Below are 20,028 nucleotides of genomic sequence, written 5' to 3'. Positions count from 1 at the left end.
TCTCTGTTATGTCTCTGTCTATGTCCCTGTCGTGTAGGACACTTGAGGACAGAGTGACGAACTCTTTGAAATTATTGAGCAATCCGCAAAGACTGTCCTCGAACTGTCCTGCAATTGTCCGCAAAGTGTCCACCGGACAGTTCAAACCGCCCATCACATCGATCCCCGACGCGGCGCGCGGTTAAGGTCCATCCGGTGATCCGCCCACGCCATCATCGCCTGCTCAACCCAGCTGGTGTTGCGATAGCCGACACCTTGTTTGATCAACCATTCATCCATCCATTTGACCGCAGCATCGTTCTTGCTCATCTCGGTCTGCAAACCTGCAACCGTCGCCCGCAGGCGCTGGACACGCTTGACCGTGTTTGCCGCTTCCATCTTGGCGCGATTGTCTTCCTTCCGCGACACGGCCTCGATCAACATGTCCAGCACAACTGGATGCATCAGCCGAACCTCATCACCGCAGCGGCACGGTCGCCACTTGTGAAGCGGCCCGTATTCAAGCTGGCATAGAGTCTTGAACTCGGATTCCGAGATCATCAGGAGCTTTGCCAACACTTCCATGTCGTTCGGGATGGTACCCACCGGCGACTGATCGCAGGCGATGTTGATCAGGTCGAAGTAGAGCGCGCGGCACTCAGCCCGCCCCTTCAGTCGCATGTCAGAGTTCAGCCAGCGCCGACGTTCCCAGACCATGAAGAAGTGGCTGTTGAGGCGGTCATCGCGCGTCAGCGGATATTCTTCGATCTCGGACATGTCGACCAGCGCAAGACGCCCGGTGTGAGCAATCAAGGACACGGTCAGGCCCCCGCCCGCTGGCGCAGAATACGAAGCAGCCGCGACTGGTGTCCGATATCGCCGACCTTTGTATTCAGCGCCCGGAACCGCGAAACGACATCGCCAACTTCGACGCCCATCTCATCGGCCACGAGCGCCGCAGCCTTGCCAGTGGTCAAACCCGTCAGGATCTCGAAGTCCTTTTCGGCTGACCAGCCACCGGAATACCCCAGGCCATCCAGATGCACGACAACGGCGCGATCATCAGCGCTTAGCTTGGGCAGTTCCTGTGCTGGCTCTGGTTTGGGCGCAGGTTTCGGGATTGCCTTAGCTTCTAGCTTCACGGGCGCTGGCTCTGCGGCCACCGGGCGCGGCTTTTTGGCCCGCTCTGCCTTGATGGCCTTGATCTTCATGCCCACGGAGATCTTGCTGCGATTGACCAGATCGACAATCTCATCCCGGCTTTTCCCGGCATCAATTGCCTCAGCGATGCATTCCATCTCTTCATCGCTGAACGGCCCTACTTTGTAGACACGCGGGCCCGCCTGCATCGCCTTCGCACCACCGCGGGGCTTTTTGATCGGCTGGGGAGTCTTGTGGCGCGCAAAGGGTGGCGCTGCAGGCACATCCTCTTCGGCAACATTAGGGGTTTCGGGCAGAGTGTCGGAATCAATCGCCGCTGCTTGGTCGCTCTTGGGCGTTTGCTGCGCCAGTGACTGCACAACCGGCAATACAAAGCTGACCGAGACCCGAGCGCCGGCGTCGAACGTGACATCTGCCTCTAGGCCAATGCGCTCCAGATCATCGGTCGCAGTCCGCAGGAAAATCAGGACATCATCCACCTGCTTCACCGCGCTTTCGAACTTGGCGAGATCGGCTTTGATGACTTCGAGAGAGGCACCGCCCTGCTCTCGCATCCCCTGAAGCTGTTCCAGAACGTTCATAGCACTTGCTCCTCTTGCAGTTTATGTGCATCGACCGCCTCGCGCACCCGCGCATATGCAGCCTCGAAATGCTTTGGTGATTTCTCGATGCCGATCGCGCGCCGGTCAGCCTGGACGGCAGCGACCAGCGTGGTGCCCGACCCCATGAAAGGATCGAGAACCAGCTGACCCGGAAGCGATGAATTTTCGATATAGAGACGCATCAGCTCGACTGGCTTCTGCGTGTTATGGACCGCGTCAGCGGGACGATGGCCGCGCCAGACGCGCTTGCTGCCACCGTTGTTGATATCGACCGCTCGGCCCTTCCAGAGGTACAGCGTGAATTCACTGTCCTTCATGTAATAGCGCGTGCGGTTCGGCACGATCTTGTCCCAGACCAGCAGACCGTGGAACTTGAAACCGGCACCGATGAAACCGCCGTGCGCGGCGAAAAGGTTGCTGTCGTCAGACATGACATAGCAATCGGCATCCGGTTTCAGCGCGCGAAAGATCGGGCCGCCAATCTCTTGCCAGCCGACCACATCCATCAGCAGACCGGAATTATCATAGACGGTGCTGGAGAACTTGCCGCCCAATGCACCGGGACGCGATCCGCCCGACGACAGCGCATAAGGCGGATCAGTCACACATAGATCCGCCTGCGAGTTCAATAACGGCAGGATGTCCCGAGCATCGCCTTGGATCAGGCGGCAACCGCCTATGGTGATATCGCGCTCGATCGACATCAGCTTATTGTCCGATCTGTAAGGACACTCACCCGCGTGTTCACGCGCAGCGCGCTCGTCACTTCCCGCCATATGACGGCGTCAGCGCGCCAATTCGTGAAGGGAACCACCAGAAGTTCGGCAGCTTCATCCAGCATCGTGCGCCAGAAAGCTTCTTTTTGCCGTAAGTCATCGAAAGCAGACGGAAAGATGCGATCGAAGCACGAACAACAGACAGCCGGACATTTCAGATCGCCTAGCCTGTGCATAACCTCATGCGCAGATACGTATCCATTTTCGCAAAGCACGGCAATGAATCCGTGCATCCTGTGATAACTTACCTCTTCAACAGTTTGATTTATTTTGAAAATGCCTGCTTTGCCATAACGCTCTTCGACGAGACCGTAGTCAGGTTTCACCGGTAGCGCCCTAACGCCCAAAGCGCGTATCATGGGCATGCTGGTATAGGCCATGATCAGACACCACCCCTAGCAGCAAGATATCTGTCAAGAACGAAATGTTGCGGCGAAAAGGCGCGAAGGCCTTGCGCTACAATACCGTTTCTGTGGTAAAACGAGAAACCGGATCGAAGGGATTCAAGCTTCGATCCGGCTAGTGGAGCCGCAGCACTTAAAACTGCGGTGATCCCGGCCCGGAGGTTCTTCAACAACCTGCGGACCACATTGCCAAAAGGAGGTCCCATATGGCAATTCAAGTACACCCCATGACCGGGGTGAAACTCAATGACATCGTGATAAAGCGGAAGCGTCTCACGTTTGATGATGCCGTTACAGCACATATCCTGCGTCATCAAGGCGAGACGTTTACCGATGTCGTGCAGCGTCTTGGCACCAACGCCAACCGCGTCGGAGAGGTGTTTCAGGGCAAAGAACACCCTGAATCCGCTATGTTTGCGCTCGGCCTGCTGACCAAGAAGAAGACGTAAGAACAAAGCGACGGCACGACCTCCCCGTGCCGTCGCACCTTGATCTACCAGCAAAGCAGGCGCGGCGAAGATTCGGACAACCCTGCCGCGCCCTATGACTAGGAGGCACGTTGTGGGGTGGCCACTGCCAAACCGCCCCAAAACACACGCCCGGCCAATCGCATATGATGCCACCGCGCTCACAGCGCGGCACCCGTCAGGTCCGCCACCACACGCCGATTACTCGAACCGTCCAGCAGTGCATCCGCGCTTAGCGCATATTCATTGCCGCCCGCCCCTCGGAAGTGCGTCTTGGTCACGCGCAACCGGCCGCCCCAGTTCTTCAATTTGATAACAGCGCGCACCGATCCCATGGGGACATCTAGCGCCGCAGAAACCTCTGGCATGGTGCAATCCCAGCCACGTGGCTGGCAGTATTGCCAAATCCGAAACGCGATAGCGTGGCCACGCGGTGTCATGGACGCTTGCCCTCCGTTGAATCAGCATCGACAGCCCGCAATAGATCGGCGAGCGATGCCATTGCTTCGGGCCCCTCTTTCTGGATCGGCCCAGCATCACCGTGGATGAGCAGCGAAAAAATCGCGGGCGTTAGATCAGCGGCTTCACGCAAGGCTTGCTGTGCCTGCTGGCTTAACTCGACCGGCAAGCCACGCTCGGCCAGCCGACCGAAGAGCAGCCGCGTGATCGGCCAGCGCCCAACAGCATCTTCCAGCGCGCCGAAATGTTCAGGCCCGATCGCGGCATCACCATGGCATTGCTTCGAGAGCGTCCCCTTGGAGCATTTCAGAAATGCAGCGGCCGCATCAAACCCGCCGAAGTCATCGACCAGCTGACGATAGAGCGACCGGATGGCCGCGCCTTCATAGACGTTACGCATGGGAAACCCTGTTTTCTTGGATTACGGTCGACCCTGAGCAATCTTCGAACTGTGAAGAGTTCAAATGTTCAGAGTGGAGAAAGGAATAAGAGGGCGTGGCGATCATGCTGCGTCCTCTTTTGCGACCGGGGCTGGATGAGCAGCGATGTAGCTGCGAACTTTGTCCGTGGTGCGGTGCGTTGCGGTACCGCCCGCTTCCCATTTCGACCAAGTCGATCCGTTTCCCGCGTCGGCACGCTGGATGATCGTGGTGGGGAGAACACCTATCGCAACCGCATAGGCCCGAACTTCTGCCATGAATTTTTCCATAGGACCCGATGTAGGTATTTAGTTCTACTCATGTCAAGAACTTTGTACCTATGGAGAGGGATTCCCATTAGCGGCATAAATAAGGAATGACTGATCTCGGCATCACTGACCCATTCCTGATACGTTTGCGGCGCCGGATCGACGAAGATCCGGAGCTCACCGAGGCTGGGCTGGCTAAAAAAGCCGGCCTTTCGGACAGCGCGATCCGTCAGTATTTCTCAAAACCTAATCGGACGCCCAGGGTGGAAAATGCCCGCAAGATATGCGCAGCCCTCGGCACGACGCTCGAAGAATTTATGTCCGAGGCTCAAACCCCAGAAGAGAAAGAGATCGTGCGCCTAACACTTGCGCTGCCCGATCACCTGCGCCGCCAGCTTCTAAGCTACGCAAAAGGGCTTGTTGATGCGTCGGGCATTTCGCCTCAATCAGATCAGCCAGAAGATCAATGATGGTTTCATCCTGCATAACTACCCCTCCACTGCGAGAACATTACAGGAACACCGGACCAAATCAATCGAACAACCTTTAGTAGTTCTGCTTTTTTACTAAAAAATTCTTTTAAGGAAATTAATTATGAAAAACAAAGCAATAGCATCCTCACTACTTCTGATAGCAGCCTGCGGCGGTGTCAACGAAGCCATCACCAAGTATGGCAGCACCAAACCGGTCACCTACGAAATCGGGGAAGAAAAATGGCGGATTTTCGACCAACCCGAAAACAACCGACTTATGATTACGCCGACTGTTGGCGCCTCAGCGGGACAAGGGGCGGTCACAGGCATCACATACGGGTTGGCACGAAATCCGTACTCCCAAAGAGAAACTTTCGAACCGCCAGCTGCGGCGTATTTGTCTACGCGCCAATGCAAGATCACCGAAGGCCACCTTGTAGTAAACACGCAGTTCGAGTTTAAATATTCCTGCTGATACTGCGGAGGGAAAATCGCGATGGATAAGAGCGACTTAGCCATCGGCATCGCCCTGGTGAGCGCTTGCTTCACTGGCGGCTCGCTGTTTTACACCCGCATCTTGGCCCGAAATGACAGCAGACGAATGCGTCGCAAACCGCTATCCCTGGAGATGGATTTCGTGACAGATGGAGAGACCCAAGGCTGGGATTATCTCTATCTTATCGTTCGCAATCTCGAGCCTACGTCAGCCAGAGTTTTATCGCTCCGCGCCAAGCGCAAAGGCTCCCAGCTTCTTTTGGCAGATGATGCGCGAACCGAAACCGATGCGTTTGGTACACCTATAGGTTTTGACCCAACAAAAGCCGCGCAGACGGTTACGCTTAATCAAAAAATCCCACCATTCGGACACATGATTGAGAATGGTACCCGACAGGCCAAATTCCAGATTTATGTATACTCAAAGGGGATCGGCTCAGTTAAAGATCTGAAGCTTGATTGGGAGTGGTCGGACGGAACTAAAATCTAGCTGAATTTGACCCAGAGCGAAAATGCTAAGCTGAACAAAGAGAACGCGAAAGCAACTTTGTTCAAACGATAAGCGCGTCTGATCTGCTTGGATCTATCATCCATAATGGCACCTTTATGCAAGTTTATCGAACACTTGGACTGATTCAACGTCGCTGTGCAGCCCGGTCTTTAGCATGTTCCCATCTGCTGGGATAGGTATCTAGTTCTATATTTATTGACATAGGTATTTAGTTCTATTAACGATAGCCTCATTCAAGGAGGCTGACATGCAAACATCTATCGACAAAGCACGACACGTCGTCACCCACCCCGAGATTTTTGGCCGCATCCCTGCGCTGCTGGCGATCAACTGGGAACGGCTCAAGAACGCGCGCGGGCAGACGGTCGATCATGACCGCATCGGTGCTCCCGCGTATTTAATCGGTCCCTCGCGCATCGACAGTTTCGACGCGCAGATCACGCGTATTCGTAGCAAAGTCCGCACCATCGCCCGCGACAAGGGCTATGATCTACCCCCGAGTGCAGCATGATGAACGAGCGCCTTATCCCCTTTGTCCGAGGCGTTTCCCAGATTGATCACAGCGATCCCGACACGCTGAAGGATGCCTTCATGAACGAGGTGATCGAAAACGGCGGTGAATACGCCGTCGCGCCCAGTGTGGAAACGTGTCTGTATGAGATCAGCCTACACGGCATCCTTGCACGCGGCGCATCCGAAGTGGACGCCATCCGCGATTGGATCACCGCTGCCAACGCTGCACTGGCCAACCCCGCTGGTGAAGAGCTTGAAGCTGACGGTATCATCACAATGCACCCGCCCTGTGGCACCCCGCGTAATCACAACGAAGAGATCGCGAACGCAATTGCCGAACGCGACTGTGTGAAACCCCACGCATTCCAGCGGATGCCCTTCGGCATCAGCTGACACTGCTTCCTGCAACGGCGCACCTCCTCTAGCGCCGCACCTTAGTCGGCGGGCAATATCCGTCCGCCGGTTCCTTCCTCAAATTGAAAGGCGACGTGATGGACATAGATGATATGGGCGACAACACTCTTTTGCCTGAGCAAGACAAGGCCTGCCACTACTGGCCGGACTGCGCCTGCGGGCCCAGTGCCAAATGCTGGCTGATGCGCCCGGATGACGCAGCCCCCATACCAGGCGCAGCGTTCGCCATCGTGGCCGCGGTGACAATAACCATAATCGTGATCTTTTGCGCCATCGCCGCAGTGATGAGTTCAGTTCTGGCGGCAATCCTATGAGCGCCGCCGCACGTCAGCGCCTGTCCGATATGCAACCTGCACAGCAGGCGGGGATCCTGTGCAATGATCCGAAATTCCAGCGCTTTGCTGCGGTTCGCTCGGGCCTACCCAATCACCAATTTAATGCCAGCGCCGCCGGTGAATACCTGCGCGGGGTCTGCCAGATCACCAGCAGGACCACGCTGAACACCAGCAAGCCCGCTCAAGCCCAATTCGCCGCCTTGCGCACAGAGTTCGACGCTTGGTCAGGGCGGATCGCTCAACAACGTTAGAAAAGGAAAATCACTGTGATGGCCAAGAAAACACCAGGCACCGAGGTCGCCAGACCCGCCCAAAATGATCCGTACAAAATGCGGACCCTAGAACAGATTCTGACGCTATTCGATGATGGCGATTTTCTGGATAAAGTTATGGATGGTCATAAGCAGCTACAGCTCGACCTGCTGGAGCACAAGGCCGAGAACGGCACCAAGGGCTGCAGCGGGTCGATGACCATCACGGTGAACTATGCCTTGGGTAAATCAGGCGACGTCGCCATGGGGGCAACCGTCGCGTTCAAGGCACCGAAGAAGCCACCAAGCAGCGCCGCGGCTTACATTAACGATAACGGCGAGCTGACACTCTACAGCCCGTTCATGTCCCGCATGCACCAACCGGTGCGAGACGTCACTGACTACGACCCCGAAACCGGCGAAGTGCGCGACACCGACTAACCTCACCTCAAAAAGGAAGATACCAATGTCCGAGACGACACCCAAACCGGCACCATTCGAGAACCCTGCTGAAACCATGCGCGACGTTATGGCAAAGCTGGGCCATCACGATGCGATCGAGACGCCCGAAGTTCTGGACCTGACCAAGGCGCACCTTGTCACAGTGCCAGAAAAGCGACGTGTCGAGGATCTTAGCAGGTTTCACCGTGAAGCAGCTGAATACCTCAAGCCAGCCCGACGCAAGGGCACAGCACGTCTTGCTGATCTCGCCAGCATGATCGACTGGGCAAACCGCTTCAAAGGTCCGACATCTGCCATGTTCGCCAATCCCGATATGGCGGCACCGACACTCACCTGTATCGCTGACTATCATGCAAACGGCCCTGTGGACCTATCGAGTACCCAAGGTGATCCGACCGCGATGCCGTGTAACCATCGCGGGGTGTACGATTTCCCGCTGTCGGATGAGTGGAAGACTTGGATGGCCGCGTCCGGCGAACCGATGGACAAAGATGAGTTCGGCGAGTTCATCGAGGCCAACGCGAAAGACATAATGGACCCGACCCCGCCAGTGCTTCAGCTGAAGCTCAGTGAAGAGAACCAGCCTTGGGAAAACCGCTTGATCGACACGGCCCAGCAGATCGAAGGCCGCTATGGTCAGCTCACCCAGCTGCTGGCAATGTCAAAGAAGTTTCAGGTGTTCGAGACCAGCGAGCTAAAGGTGACCTCTAACCGCGACACTGGAGAAGCCGAGATCCAGTTCTTGAACGAGCACAAGGATGCCGACGGCAAACCGCTCAACATCCCGAACCTGATCATCATTGCGATCCCTGTGTTCCTCAGCGGTGCGGCCTACAGGATGCCAGTACGGGTCCGATATCGGAAGAACGGCGCGGCGCTCAAGTTCACGCTGACGATCTACAACCCCAAGAAATCCTTTGACGCGTCTTTCGATGAAACCATCGCGCAAGCGAAGGAAGAGACCGACCTGCCAATTTTCATGGGTAAGCCGGAATCCTGATTTCTCTTTCTGGCCCCCTGCAACGGGGGCCATCGACAGAAACCAGCCGAGGAAAACCACCATGTCGAAAACAAGCATTGCCGATCTGAATAACCACCTGTTCGACCAGCTCGATCGGCTGACAGACCGGAACCTCACTCCAGAGGAGACCGAGACCGAGATCAAGCGCGCCGGCGCAATGGTCGGTATTGCCGATCGTATCAGCTCGAACGCTGACCTAAGCCTGAAAGCGGCCAAGCTATTTGCCGAGCATGGCAAGGCTGTGCTTCCCCACCTGCCCCAGATCGGCGGCCGTGCAAGCGAAAGCGATGCGGAATGAAGGGTCGCGCGATCATATACTCAGATGAAGAGCTGGCGTGGATCGAGGCGCACAGCGATCAGGTACGCAAGGATCTGCACGAGGCCTTCCAGAAGCGGTTTGGCCGTACTGATGTGTCTGTCGATAGCATCAAGTCACTTTGCACCCGCAAGGGCTGGAAGACAGGGCGCACTGGTCATTTCGTCAAAGGCGAACCGCCGATGAACAAGGGCAAGAAGATGCCCTTCAATGAAAACAGCGCTCGTACCCAGTTCAAGAAGGGTGGCCTGCCCCATAATCACCGCGGGGCCGGTCACGAACGCATATGCCCGAAAGACGGCTATGTCATCCTGATCGTCGCCGAGCGGAACCCCTGGACCGGCGCCGAAACCCGCCCTGTGCTCAAGCACCGTTGGCTTTGGGAGAAGGCAAATGGACCGATCCCGAGTGGCCAGGTTTTGAAGTGTCTCGATGGCGACAAGACGAACTGTGACCCCGGCAACTGGGAACTTGTCTCACAGTCGATGCTGCCCCGTCTTGCTGGCGGCCGGAAGGGCAAGGGCTACGACCAGCATGCACCCGAGCTGCGGCCCACAGTGCTGGCGATCGCCAAGCTGGAAGACAAGGCACGCGAAGCAAAGCGGAGAATTTCAAAGTGACCGTCTACGTTGACAGCATGCAGGCCCCGTTTGGACGCATGAAGATGTGCCACATGGTCGCCGACACACCCGAAGAGCTGCTGGCCATGGCTGACAAGATCGGTGTCCAGCGCAAATGGTTGCAAAAGGCCGGCACCCACCATGAGCATTTCGACATCGCGCTGACCAAAAGGAAGCTGGCCGTCGAGGCCGGAGCGATGGAAGTCACCCGGCTGGAGCTTGGCAAAATTCTTAGAGCGAAGAGGGAGCAGGAATGACCCAGCCCATCAGGATCCAGCTTTCCCGCGCCAAAGGCTGGCGCCTGCCGACCGACACCGTGAACGTCGCGCGCGGGCCCGGGCGGAAATGGGGCAATCCCTTTGCGATCGGCACATCGCGTTGCAGCGGATCCGGCAAAACTTTTATGGAAGAGCATGTGAAGGACGCCGAAACTGCGGTGCGCTTCTTTTCGGAAATGCTTGAGTACGAGCTTCGGCCATACCCCAGCACCGATGAAATCCGCGCTGAGCTGCGCGGCAAGAACCTCGCCTGCTGGTGCAAGCCTGGGCAACCCTGCCATGCAGACGTGCTGCTCCGCATTGCGAACGAGGCGACCTGACCCATGCCAGTAACGCGTGATTTCACACCACGATTGATGCCTGCCCCTCAGGCGGCGCATTATCTAGGCGTTTCTGAATCCACGTTGCGAACCATAGACCTGCCCCGCAAAACGGTCGGGTCCAAGAAAATGTACGACAAGTTCGATCTTGACCAATGGGTCGACACGCTCCCCTATGACAACGAACAGCCCGAAAATGTCTGGTGACAACTTGAAACTGAAATACCCCGGCTTGATCAGATCCCCTATGCCGTCGGGAAATGTACGGTGGCTAGTGCGGGTTGAGGGTGATCCGAAGAAGCGCATCACGCTTACGGTGGACCCTGAGCATCCGGAATTTCATGAGATCTATGTCGCAGCACGATCAGGCATCAAGAAAACACCTGACCTTAAAGTACAATCTGCGCAGACCGGAACCCTAGGCTGGCTGGGGTCGTCATATCTGAAGCACCTGGAAAAGGCCGTCGAGAATGGGGACGCAAGCCGACTGACATTGAAGCAGCGGGAGAACCTGATGCCGGGGTTTCTGGCGCACACCAGTCAGACCGGGCGATCAGTGGGCAAATCATACGCAACGCTGCCGGTCGATATCCCACCTCATGAGCTCGTGCTGTTTAGAGACAGCCTGATGGCAACACCAGGCAAAGCAACCAACACGTTCAAAATGCTCAAGGCGATGTTCAAGTGGGCGCTCGATCGCAAATACACCCAAACCAACCCCGCCGCCGCGATCAAAGTGAACTACGTCAGCAAGGGCGGTGCAAAGCCTTGGACGCTCGATGATCTTGAGAAATTCAGGAAAGCACATCCCAAGGGCACGATGGCCCACCTCACCCTGACCCTCTTCATGTTCACCGCATGCAGGATCAGCGAAGCATACAAGCTCGGGCGCGCCAATGAGGTGAAAAAAGGCGGCGTTACCTGGTTGGAATGGCAACCCTCAAAGAAGAACGCGCAGTTCGTGTCCCTGCCAGTCCTTCCCCCACTTGCACAAGCCATCAAAGCACAGACTGTCATTGGCGAGACGTATCTGCTGAACCGGTCCGGCAAGCCGTTTGGAAGTGCCGAGACACTCCGCAACAGCATGCAGACCTGGTGCAAGGAAGCTGGCCTGACGGGTCTGTCATCGCACGGCATCCGCAAAGCGGCCGGCCACCTGATGGCGCTCCATGGTGCCACCCAATACGAGATCATGGCGGTACACGGACACGCCAACGCCAGCAGCTCTGAGGTCTATACGAAAGGTGTCGAGCGACAGCGTTTAGCCGAGCGTGCGAACAGTCGGCTGGCGTCAATTGACTGGTGATGTGTCACACGCTCGATTCCGCGTGTGACACATTCAAGCTAAAAGCTCTATTTTCATGGCTCAATTTACCCGCCTGATAGTCCTGCCGGGCCTACCAAACTCTCAGTATTCAAACTGAGACCGCCGCATTCCATTTGAAAATACAGGGTTACTCCGGGGCTGCACGCTACGATCCGCGGGGCGATCGCGCTGTTTCGCGTGGCCTTAGGCGGCGGCGTTTACCTCGAGGCTTTGCGCGGCGCGGATCGGCAGAGTCAGGATAAAGCAGCTGCCCTGCCCGACGACGCTGGACACGCTGAGGCTGCCGCCCTGCATTTCTGCCAGACTGCGCGAAATCGCGAGCCCCATGCCCGTGCCGCCTGCCCGACGCGTGGCGGTGGAATCGACCTGATAGAAGACCTCGAAAATGCTTTGCAGTTCGGCTTCGGGGATGCCGGCACCGCTGTCATGCACTTCGAAGCTGACGACATCGCCCACGGGTTTCACCACCAGACGGACGAAACCGGTGTCGGTGAATTTGATCGCGTTGCCGATCAGGTTGAACAGGATCTGCCGCGCGCGCACCTTATCGGCAAAGACCATATCCGCCTCTTGTACCACATCAAAGGCCAGCCCCTTCTTGCTTGAAAGTGTGCGAAGCTGTTCGATCACCGGATCGACAATATCCTGCACCGCACAATGGCTGGGTTCGATCACAAGGCTGCCGGATTCGATCTTGGCCACATCGAGGATCTCGTTGATGAGGTGCAACAGATGCTCGCCGGATTGCACCAACCGGTTCATCAGGCCGGACAGCTGGTCGTACATCTCGTCCAGCAGGCGTTTTGCCTCTGCGTGGCTGATCTCTCCGTCCTCATAGCCCTTGAGCAGCGCCTTGGAAGACGACAGCATACGCGCGTTGCGGGAAAGCTGCGCCACGCCCATGATCACCGTCAGCGGCGTGCGCAGCTCGTGGCTGAGGACGCCCATGAAATCCGTCTTGGCCTTGCTCGCGGCTTCGGCGGCATCCTTGGCGTGGCTCAGCTCGGTCACATCCACGCGCAGGCCGACATAGCTCCCATCTGCCAAAGGCCGGTCAGAGGCTTTGATCACGCGCCCGCCCGACAGATGTTGTTCTGTCTCGGAGGTCCTGTTTTCGCGATGGATGGCCAAGCGACGCTCGATCCACTCTTCCTCGTTATAGCGCCCCATGGGAAACTGCTTGCTTTTAACACCGATACGCAGCAGCTCGGCAAAAGGTGTTCCGGGCTTGAGAACTTCAGAGGGAAGATCGTACATCTCTTTGTATTTCGAGTTGCTCAGAAGCAAACGATCCTGCGCGTCAAACATGACAAACCCGTCGTTCAGCGCTTCGATCCCGCTGCTTAGCAGGACTTCGGCACGCTTGCGCCGCTCTGACACCTGCAGCACATAAAGCAGCGTGCCCAAAAGCATCAGCCCGGCCGACGCGATCAGCGCGCGTTTTGACCATTGATCGGGCGCGTGTTTGGGCCATCCGCCCTTGGTGCGCGCTTCAAGCATCCATTCCTCGAAGGAGAAATCGAATTCCAACGTAACAGTATCCGCCTCCAGCAGGCTCTGATCGCCGTAGGTGAACATCTGCGGCCCTGTACCAACCTGTGGAGAGGCCGCATGAATGAGGATGTCATAGCGTTCTTCGGCCTCACGTATGCCGGAATTGATCAGGAATTGATCATAGTCCAGCACGAGCGATACGATCCCCCACAGCTGGCGTTTGCTGCCGTCAACATCGCCTTCGGTGGCAAAGTCGGGATCGGGCCAATAGACCGGGGCGCGCAGGATCAGCCCCTTACCGCCTTGCACCAGATCGACGGGGCCGGTCATCAGCTCTTTGCCCAGGCTCAGCATCCGTTCGATGCCGGGAAACTGGTCTTCGTTTGTGCGGTAATCTAACCCAAGCGCGCCCATGTTCGGCGCGAGCGGGTGGATCAGGGTCACGACGAGGTCAGGCGCGGCAGCGATATTGATGACCGTGTCGTCGACTTCACGTATATTTTGAACCCGCTGGGTAAACTCTTCCTGTTTGGCAAAGGGGTTCTCGCCGATGAACGTCGCAAGCTCGCGCAGCGCGAGGGACCGTTCGTGAATGATTTCTTCAAACTGTTCGCGCACCTCAAGCAGGTCCAAGTATGTCTGGGCGCGGGCTTCGTATACGAAAGCTTCGGAGAGCAGACGGTCCAGACGGCCGGCGGCGTAGGTAATGATGACCGTCGCGACGAGGAATGCGACCAATGACCATATACCGCCGATGTGGGTGCGCTTTGTTCTACTTAAGGGCAAGCACTGTTCCGCCTGAAGCGCAGCGTAGCTGCGGATTACCTGAAGCGTCCAAGTCTAAGAGATCGTTCTATGCGGCGGCAGGGCGAGGTTCCGCCGACATAATACAATTGGAGATGTGTGGCGCGCGCGCCGCATTTGTTAACTTTGCGTAAACCTTAGCCTTCGTGCCCAAATAAGTTGCGCGCGCCGGATAGATCTCCGACGCGCGCTCCACGTTACCGTTGCCTTGCAGGCTTAGGGCAGGAAAATCGCCTTGGCATTGGCAAATTCTTTCATGCCAAATCCGCCATGCTCACGCCCATAGCCGGAGTCTTTCACCCCGCCAAAGGGCATATTCGGATCGGCAGCCCCGAAGGAGTTGATGCGGATCATGCCTGTGTCGAAATGCTCTTTCGCGAGCTTCAACGCGCGGTCCTCATCCTTCGAGAATATCCCGCCGCCCAGACCGTAGCGGCTGTCATTCGCCAGACGCATCGCGTCTTCATCATCCTTGGCACGGATGATCGACGCGACGGGCCCGAAGATTTCATCGTCAAACGCCGGCATACCGGGTTTAAGGTCAGACAATACCGTCGCTGGGTAATAGGCCCCCGTACGGTCAGGCACCTCGCCACCGCACAGCACCTTGGCCCCCTTATCAACGCTTTCTTTCACCTGATCGCGCACGGTCTCGAACTGGTCCTGGCTGGATAACGGGCCCAGCTGAACGTTTTCGTCGGTCGGATCACCCATATTGATCTTTTTCATCTCGGCGACGAAGGCATCGACAAAGGCGTCATGGACCTTATCGGCGACAATAAAGCGTTTCGCCGATACACAGGTTTCCCCGTTGTTATAGAGCCGCCCCATAACCGAGAATTTGACTGCTGTTTCGATATCAGCATCCTCAAGCACCAGATAGGCATCGTTGGACCCAAGCTCGAGCACGGTCTTTTTCAGCGACTTCGCGGCGACCGACCCGATATGACGGCCCGCGCCATCGCTGCCCGTCATTGTCACGCCTCGCACCTTGGGGTGTTCGATCAGCTTGTCGCTGGTGTCGTGGTCGATGAGGATCACTTGGAACAGGTCTTCGGGTAGCCCTGCCTCGATGCAAAGTTCGCGCAGGCGCAGACCCGAGCCAGTGCAGATGCTCGCGTGTTTCAGAACACAACCGTTGCCCGTCATCAGGTTCGCCGCAAGCACACGGGTGGGCTGATACAGTGGGAAGTTCCACGGCTGAATCGAATAGATCACGCCAATGGGCTGATAGCTCACGACCCCGCGCTTGCCGTCGGCACCGTGGGTGCGTTCTTCATCCGAAAGCACGTCGGGGCCGTTCTTGGCGGTATATTCAAAGATGGCCGCGCAAATCTCTACCTCGGTCTTGCCATCTTTCAGCAGCTTACCTGTCTCGCGCGTCATAAGAGCGGCCAGTTCATCCGCGTTATCGCGCAGCTTGGCGGCGATCTTGGTCAGATAGGGCGCGCGTTCCTTGTGCGACAGCTTGCGCCACTCAAGATGCGCGTCATGACAGGCTTCGACCCGCTGTATCGCCTCTGCCTCGCTCATCAGATCGTAGGATTGGATCTCTTCTTCGGTGGCGGGATTGATTGTCGTGATCTTGGACATGTCTGCTCCTTCTTCGCTTATTCGCGTCGAAGGGGAAACACATGGCCGTCGTATCAAGTTCCTGCGGTTGCGGCTGCTGCGGTCACGTCTGCGTGTGCCGCCCCCGCAGCCTAGCCGCCAAAGCCCGTGCGCCCGCTGCCCACCTTCCCGAAACCGCCGCGGGATTTCGCCGTCGCACGGGTCATCGGGGTTTTGCCCACGGTCGTCGCGGGGCGGGTGAATTGCGAGGTGCTGAGCTTGGCCGCCCCCTTGTTGCTGGAATAGGTGCTGGTGCGCGCCGCATTGGTGAACTTGCCATCTGCCGTCTTGTACATCGGCTGGCTTGCGGCCATACCCGACCGCCCGCCCAGCATGTTCCCGATCAGATAGCCCGCGAGCAACGGCATAAAGATACCGCCCGATCCGCCCTGTGTTTGCTGCGCCTCTGACCCGCAGGCCCCTTCGCCGTGTTGTTCTTCGCAGACATCCAGACTGTTGTAACGCGGTGCGGATTCCACATGCAGCGTCTCTGCCTCGGCAAAGGCGGTTTCACAATCGGCGGCGGTGAATGTGCCCCCGAAAGACGCCTCGTTCTTGCAGCTTTGCACATCGGGAAAGGCAGCGGCATCAATCTTTTCGTCGCGGCAACCGGCCAATGTAAAGGCGGTGGCCCCGATGATCGCGATGGCGACGCGTTTTGACCGTTTTGTCATGATGATCTGCTTTCTGCTGTGGTTCGGCGATTGGGCGACGATGCTAACCGGAATATGGCGCAATGTAATGGGGTTTGAAACGTGACAAATCCTGCGTGATCCTTGACCGGTCCTCGCGCAGGCCGATGCCCGCACAGGTCTGCCCGATGATCCACGCGCCGACCACGGGGCGCATCCCGTCGAACTGCGGCAAAGGCGCATAGGCCTGAAGGATACGCGGGTGTTCGGCATACGCCGTGTTGCTGGCGCTTTCGATGATCTGACCGGATTTCACGATCTCGACCGAGGCACCTTCGCGCGAAAGGATCGGCTTGCGCACATGGGCCCGTGCAAACCCTGCTCGCGCACGGTCAAAAGCATCCGCCGCACGCCCCGTGGCAGAGCCGCGCCCCGCTATCGCCTCGCCCACATCCTGTTCAAAGAACGCAGGGAGCAGGTTCGGGTGATCCTCGAACATCTCCCACAGCACGGGCAGCAGGCCCTTGTTGGACAGCAGCGCTTTCCACGCGGGTTCAAGGAACAGACAGCCAGAGCCTTCGATGTGGTCCGCGTAGTCGTCACGCAGCAGGTCTTCCCACGGGTAGAGTTTGAACAAGACGGCGATGCGGCGGTCATCATCATCCAGAAACTGCCCGTCATCGCTCAGCGCGATTTTATCAAGGTCGCAATAATGCGCGCCCAACCCCGCCTCGCGCGCGGCCCAGCCCATAGCCTCTACCGTGCCGTAGTCTTCGGGATTGCCCGCCACGGCGGTGAAATGCAGATCGCTATCGGGTTCAAACACGTCGGCGAAACGGGCGACAAGCGCCTCGTGGATGCCGTTGAACTGATCCGCCCCCTCGGGCAGGTTGCCTGCCTCTAGCTGATCTTCCAACCACTGCCACTGGAAGGCCGCCGATTCATAAAGCGAGGTCGGCGTATCGGCATTATACTCCAGCAGTTTGGCAGGCCCCTGCCCGTCATATGCCAGATCGAAGCGGCCATAGATCTCGGGGTCGCCTTGCTTCCAGCTGTTCGCGATGAGGTCGCGGTGCGCTTCGGGAATGGCAAGCTTGTCCAACAGCTCTTCGCTGGCAAGGATGTGATCCACCGCCTCGCGGCACATACCATGCAGCGCGGTCGCGGGGTCTTCGATGTCATTTTCGATCTGGTCAAGCGAGAACGCGTAGACAGAGGTTTCGTCCCAATAGGGTTCCCCGTGCATGTCCGCGAAGGAAAAACCGACCTCTTTGGCGTGGTCGCGCCAGTGGGGCCGTTCGGCTAGTTCTACTCTATGCATCCGGCCGGACCTTTCGCTCGAAAAACTACCGCGGGTTTAATCGCTTTGCCCCTGTGGTGCCAGAGCATATCCTCCATTGCCGTACCCGCACCCGCATCAGTCACAAAAACGTCAGACATATCGCGGAACAACAGGCGCGCCCATTCGTTGAACGGTCTACGCGGTCGTTATTGCGGCGTCTCGGATGACGCCCTGACCGGTATAAGAAATGAATTGAAAGGCCCAAAAACATGAAAATTCTCATGGTACTCACCTCCCACGACAAGCTGGGCGACACTGGTAACAAAACCGGTTTCTGGCTCGAAGAGTTCGCGGCCCCCTATTATGTGTTCAAGGACGCTGGTGCAGAGATCACTTTGGCATCACCCAAAGGCGGACAGCCGCCGCTTGATCCGTCCAGCGATGCAGATGATGCGCAGACCGAAGCGACCAAACGGTTCAAGAGCGATGACGCCGCACAGAAAGAGCTGGCCAATACCGAGGTGCTGTCGAGCGTTTCGGCCGACGGTTTCGACGCGATCTTCTACCCCGGCGGCCACGGCCCGCTGTGGGATCTGGCTGAGGACAAGGCCAGCATCAACCTGATCGAAAGCTTTGCCGCCAGCGACCGCCCCGTCGGGGCCGTCTGCCACGCGCCAGCCGTGTTCAAACACACCAAAGGCACCGACGACAAACCACTGGTATCCGGCAAAACCGTCACCGGTTTCACCAATACCGAGGAAGAGGCCGTGGGCCTGACCGATGTGGTCCCCTTTCTAGTCGAAGATATGCTCAAGACCAATGGTGGCACCTACAAGAAGGGCGACGACTGGGCATCCTTCGTGGTGACCGATGGTAAGCTTGTCACCGGCCAGAACCCCGCGTCTTCGGAAGAAGCCGCCCATAAGCTATTGTCGCTGCTGTAAAGTGCCGCCCGCTGCGCGAAGGCCGCGCGGCGGGCAGTTTTTCCGCGACACGTATAACAAGGATTACAACCATGAATATTCTCGTCGCCGGCGCGACCGGCAAAACCGGTATCCGCGTCACTGAACAACTCCGCGAACAGGGTCACACGCCGATCGCCCTTGTCCGCGATTCCTCTGACACCAGTGCGCTGGCCTCCGACGTGGTGCTGCGCAAGGGGGACCTGACCAATCTGTCCGCTGACGCCTGCGAAGGCTGCGATGCGGTGATCTTTGCCGCGGGCTCAGGCGGGTCCACAGGGCCAGAGATGACCGACAAGGTCGACCGCGATGGTGCCAAAGATCTGGTTGATATCGCCGCCAAGGCCGGCATTTCGCGCTTTGTAATGCTCAGCAGTGTCGGCGCGGACAACCCCGACCCAGACAGCGAGCTTGCGCATTATCTGCAAGCCAAACACGAAGCCGACGTGCATCTGCAAAACTCCGGCCTCGAATACGCCATCCTGCGCCCCGTCGCGCTGACGGATGATGCGGGCAATCGGAATATGATCTTTGGCGACAGCGTTGACGTCAAAGCCAAGGCCGCCCGTGGCGATGTTGCCGCCGCTTTGGTCGATGCCGTCACCGACCCCGAATGGAAGAACCAGGCTTTGCTGATGCAATCCGCCTGATCACGGATTTGCGCCTGATCTGACTGCGCGCGGGCACCTCCCACCCGTTCGCGGGAAGAATGCGCCGTGCCGCCAGACCCCACCGGTCTGGCGGTTTTTCTATGAGTGACGCTGCGAATGCGACATTTCGCGCCAAATCCGCCGCATTGGCCCCCTTGGCATCCCTGATCGTCTCGTCTATCAGGCGCCTTCCCGGTCGCAGCCTACCCGGGTATCAAAACAAGGGTTAAGAAATGAAAACGATTGTCATCTGCTCCGGCGGATTGGATTCTGTGTCGCTCGCTCATATGGTGGCGGCAAATCGCAAGCTGACGGGGCTGGTGTCGTTCGACTACGGTCAGCGTCACCGCAAGGAACTGGACTATGCCGCACTCTGCGCCAAACGTCTGGATGTGCCCCATGACATCATCGATATGCGCGGGATCGGTGCGGCGCTGACCGGGTCCGCGCTGACTGATGATGTGGATGTACCCGACGGGCATTACGCCGAAGAAACGATGCGGGTCACCGTTGTCCCCAACCGGAATGCGATCATGCTGACGGTCGCCTATGGCATTGCCGCCGCACGTGGGGATCAGGCCGTCGCAACCGCGGTGCATGGGGGCGATCACTTCATCTACCCCGACTGCCGCCCCGATTTCACCCAAGCGTTTGAGTTCATGCAATATATGGCGCTGGACGGCTACGCCGATGTGTCGCTTTACACGCCTTTCGTGCACCG

General features: G+C 57.7%; 30 protein-coding genes. 19 read left to right on the top strand and 11 right to left on the bottom strand.

Going from position 1 to position 20,028, the window contains the following annotated elements; genetic code table 11:
• Window positions 1-153 precede the first annotated feature (153 nt).
• Genes B3849_RS11865 through B3849_RS11850 form a run of 4 tightly spaced genes read right to left on the bottom strand, consistent with a single transcriptional unit; the run spans window position 154 to window position 2,898 of the window.
• On the bottom strand, window positions 154-798 hold the full coding sequence (locus B3849_RS11865; protein WP_286780184.1) for a hypothetical protein: 645 nt from the start codon (window positions 796-798) through the stop codon (window positions 154-156).
• Between the two features lie 2 nt (window positions 799-800).
• Window positions 801-1,721, bottom strand: a complete 921-nt coding sequence (locus tag B3849_RS11860; RefSeq protein ID WP_286780183.1) for a hypothetical protein — start codon at window positions 1,719-1,721, stop codon at window positions 801-803.
• A complete protein-coding gene (locus B3849_RS11855) occupies window positions 1,718-2,446 on the bottom strand; it encodes a DNA-methyltransferase (RefSeq protein ID WP_286780182.1) in 729 nt (242 codons plus the stop codon). The genes B3849_RS11860 and B3849_RS11855 overlap by 4 nt, the downstream gene beginning before the upstream one ends.
• Window positions 2,446-2,898 carry a hypothetical protein gene (locus tag B3849_RS11850; protein ID WP_286780181.1) on the bottom strand — a complete coding sequence of 151 codons (453 nt, stop codon included), beginning with the start codon at window positions 2,896-2,898 and terminating at the stop codon, window positions 2,446-2,448. The genes B3849_RS11855 and B3849_RS11850 overlap by 1 nt, the downstream gene beginning before the upstream one ends.
• A 230-nt stretch (window positions 2,899-3,128) precedes the next feature.
• Here B3849_RS11850 and B3849_RS11845 point away from each other — a divergent pair, with 230 nt between their 5' ends.
• Window positions 3,129-3,371, top strand: coding sequence for a helix-turn-helix domain-containing protein (locus B3849_RS11845; protein ID WP_243250264.1), 243 nt, complete (start codon window positions 3,129-3,131; stop codon window positions 3,369-3,371).
• Window positions 3,372-3,550: 179 nt separating this feature from the next.
• Here B3849_RS11845 and B3849_RS11840 read toward each other — a convergent pair whose 3' ends face one another.
• The 3 genes from B3849_RS11840 to B3849_RS11830 all read right to left on the bottom strand — a co-directional run bounded on the left by B3849_RS11840 (window position 3,551) and on the right by B3849_RS11830 (window position 4,557).
• A complete protein-coding gene (locus B3849_RS11840; RefSeq protein ID WP_286780180.1) occupies window positions 3,551-3,757 on the bottom strand; it encodes a hypothetical protein in 207 nt (68 codons plus the stop codon).
• Between the two features lie 68 nt (window positions 3,758-3,825).
• Window positions 3,826-4,248, bottom strand: a complete 423-nt coding sequence (locus B3849_RS11835; RefSeq protein WP_286780179.1) for a hypothetical protein — start codon at window positions 4,246-4,248, stop codon at window positions 3,826-3,828.
• Between the two features lie 102 nt (window positions 4,249-4,350).
• The gene (locus B3849_RS11830; protein WP_286780178.1) at window positions 4,351-4,557 is read right to left on the bottom strand and encodes an XRE family transcriptional regulator; all 207 of its coding nucleotides are present in this window, start codon (window positions 4,555-4,557) and stop codon (window positions 4,351-4,353) included.
• Between the two features lie 86 nt (window positions 4,558-4,643).
• Here B3849_RS11830 and B3849_RS11825 point away from each other — a divergent pair, with 86 nt between their 5' ends.
• The 15 genes from B3849_RS11825 (at window position 4,644) to B3849_RS11755 (ending at window position 11,851) form a co-directional block, all read left to right on the top strand.
• Complete coding sequence (locus tag B3849_RS11825) at window positions 4,644-5,006, top strand: helix-turn-helix domain-containing protein (RefSeq protein ID WP_243250271.1); 363 nt, start codon at window positions 4,644-4,646, stop codon at window positions 5,004-5,006.
• A 124-nt stretch (window positions 5,007-5,130) separates the two neighbouring features.
• Window positions 5,131-5,484 (top strand): hypothetical protein, encoded by a 354-nt coding sequence (locus B3849_RS11820; protein ID WP_286780177.1) that lies wholly within the window; start codon window positions 5,131-5,133, stop codon window positions 5,482-5,484.
• Between the two features lie 21 nt (window positions 5,485-5,505).
• The gene (locus B3849_RS11815; protein WP_286780176.1) at window positions 5,506-5,994 is read left to right on the top strand and encodes a hypothetical protein; all 489 of its coding nucleotides are present in this window, start codon (window positions 5,506-5,508) and stop codon (window positions 5,992-5,994) included.
• 268 nt (window positions 5,995-6,262) lie between these two features.
• Complete coding sequence (locus B3849_RS11810; RefSeq protein ID WP_286780175.1) at window positions 6,263-6,526, top strand: hypothetical protein; 264 nt, start codon at window positions 6,263-6,265, stop codon at window positions 6,524-6,526.
• A complete protein-coding gene (locus B3849_RS11805; RefSeq protein ID WP_286780174.1) occupies window positions 6,526-6,921 on the top strand; it encodes a hypothetical protein in 396 nt (131 codons plus the stop codon). The genes B3849_RS11810 and B3849_RS11805 overlap by 1 nt, the downstream gene beginning before the upstream one ends.
• Window positions 6,922-7,019: 98 nt before the next feature.
• A complete protein-coding gene (locus tag B3849_RS11800; protein ID WP_286780173.1) occupies window positions 7,020-7,256 on the top strand; it encodes a hypothetical protein in 237 nt (78 codons plus the stop codon).
• Window positions 7,253-7,528 (top strand): hypothetical protein, encoded by a 276-nt coding sequence (locus B3849_RS11795; RefSeq protein ID WP_286780172.1) that lies wholly within the window; start codon window positions 7,253-7,255, stop codon window positions 7,526-7,528. Before B3849_RS11800 ends, B3849_RS11795 begins: the two co-directional genes overlap by 4 nt.
• Before the next feature lie 18 nt (window positions 7,529-7,546).
• Window positions 7,547-7,969: a hypothetical protein gene (locus B3849_RS11790; protein ID WP_286780171.1), complete on the top strand. Its 423-nt coding sequence runs from the start codon at window positions 7,547-7,549 to the stop codon at window positions 7,967-7,969.
• A gap of 25 nt (window positions 7,970-7,994) precedes the next feature.
• Complete coding sequence (locus B3849_RS11785) at window positions 7,995-8,990, top strand: DUF2303 family protein (RefSeq protein WP_286780170.1); 996 nt, start codon at window positions 7,995-7,997, stop codon at window positions 8,988-8,990.
• Between the two features lie 61 nt (window positions 8,991-9,051).
• Window positions 9,052-9,309, top strand: a complete 258-nt coding sequence (locus B3849_RS11780) for a hypothetical protein (protein WP_286780169.1) — start codon at window positions 9,052-9,054, stop codon at window positions 9,307-9,309.
• Window positions 9,306-9,947, top strand: coding sequence for an HNH endonuclease signature motif containing protein (locus B3849_RS11775; RefSeq protein ID WP_286780168.1), 642 nt, complete (start codon window positions 9,306-9,308; stop codon window positions 9,945-9,947). Before B3849_RS11780 ends, B3849_RS11775 begins: the two co-directional genes overlap by 4 nt.
• Window positions 9,944-10,204 carry a DUF4031 domain-containing protein gene (locus B3849_RS11770; protein ID WP_286780167.1) on the top strand — a complete coding sequence of 87 codons (261 nt, stop codon included), beginning with the start codon at window positions 9,944-9,946 and terminating at the stop codon, window positions 10,202-10,204. The genes B3849_RS11775 and B3849_RS11770 overlap by 4 nt, the downstream gene beginning before the upstream one ends.
• Entirely contained in the window at window positions 10,201-10,545 is a 345-nt protein-coding gene (locus B3849_RS11765) for a DUF4326 domain-containing protein (RefSeq protein ID WP_286780166.1), read from the top strand. Before B3849_RS11770 ends, B3849_RS11765 begins: the two co-directional genes overlap by 4 nt.
• 3 nt (window positions 10,546-10,548) lie before the next feature.
• A complete protein-coding gene (locus B3849_RS11760; RefSeq protein WP_286780165.1) occupies window positions 10,549-10,752 on the top strand; it encodes a DNA-binding protein in 204 nt (67 codons plus the stop codon).
• On the top strand, window positions 10,742-11,851 hold the full coding sequence (locus tag B3849_RS11755) for a tyrosine-type recombinase/integrase (protein ID WP_286780164.1): 1,110 nt from the start codon (window positions 10,742-10,744) through the stop codon (window positions 11,849-11,851). Before B3849_RS11760 ends, B3849_RS11755 begins: the two co-directional genes overlap by 11 nt.
• A 204-nt stretch (window positions 11,852-12,055) precedes the next feature.
• On the opposite strand, the gene B3849_RS11750 is transcribed toward B3849_RS11755, so the two are convergent.
• The 4 genes from B3849_RS11750 to B3849_RS11735 all read right to left on the bottom strand — a co-directional run bounded on the left by B3849_RS11750 (window position 12,056) and on the right by B3849_RS11735 (window position 17,734).
• Complete coding sequence (locus tag B3849_RS11750) at window positions 12,056-14,104, bottom strand: ATP-binding protein (RefSeq protein ID WP_286780163.1); 2,049 nt, start codon at window positions 14,102-14,104, stop codon at window positions 12,056-12,058.
• Between the two features lie 282 nt (window positions 14,105-14,386).
• Window positions 14,387-15,763, bottom strand: coding sequence for an NAD-dependent succinate-semialdehyde dehydrogenase (locus tag B3849_RS11745; protein ID WP_286780162.1), 1,377 nt, complete (start codon window positions 15,761-15,763; stop codon window positions 14,387-14,389).
• A 110-nt stretch (window positions 15,764-15,873) separates the two neighbouring features.
• Entirely contained in the window at window positions 15,874-16,455 is a 582-nt protein-coding gene (locus tag B3849_RS11740; protein WP_005853722.1) for a DUF1190 domain-containing protein, read from the bottom strand.
• A gap of 43 nt (window positions 16,456-16,498) precedes the next feature.
• Window positions 16,499-17,734 (bottom strand): glutathionylspermidine synthase family protein, encoded by a 1,236-nt coding sequence (locus B3849_RS11735; protein WP_286780161.1) that lies wholly within the window; start codon window positions 17,732-17,734, stop codon window positions 16,499-16,501.
• 230 nt (window positions 17,735-17,964) lie between these two features.
• Here B3849_RS11735 and B3849_RS11730 point away from each other — a divergent pair, with 230 nt between their 5' ends.
• The 3 genes from B3849_RS11730 to B3849_RS11720 all read left to right on the top strand — a co-directional run.
• Complete coding sequence (locus B3849_RS11730; RefSeq protein WP_168592025.1) at window positions 17,965-18,639, top strand: type 1 glutamine amidotransferase domain-containing protein; 675 nt, start codon at window positions 17,965-17,967, stop codon at window positions 18,637-18,639.
• A gap of 71 nt (window positions 18,640-18,710) precedes the next feature.
• Window positions 18,711-19,307: an SDR family oxidoreductase gene (locus tag B3849_RS11725; protein ID WP_005853728.1), complete on the top strand. Its 597-nt coding sequence runs from the start codon at window positions 18,711-18,713 to the stop codon at window positions 19,305-19,307.
• A 233-nt stretch (window positions 19,308-19,540) separates the two neighbouring features.
• Window positions 19,541-20,028 (top strand): 7-cyano-7-deazaguanine synthase (locus B3849_RS11720; protein ID WP_286780160.1); only part of this gene is annotated, 488 nt, incomplete at its 3' end.

Origin of the sequence: Sulfitobacter sp. UBA4523 (assembly GCF_002388305.1) — a bacterium.
GTDB classification, from domain to species: Bacteria; Pseudomonadota; Alphaproteobacteria; order Rhodobacterales; family Rhodobacteraceae; genus Sulfitobacter; species Sulfitobacter pontiacus.
This window is presented reverse-complemented; position numbering and strand designations above follow the sequence as displayed.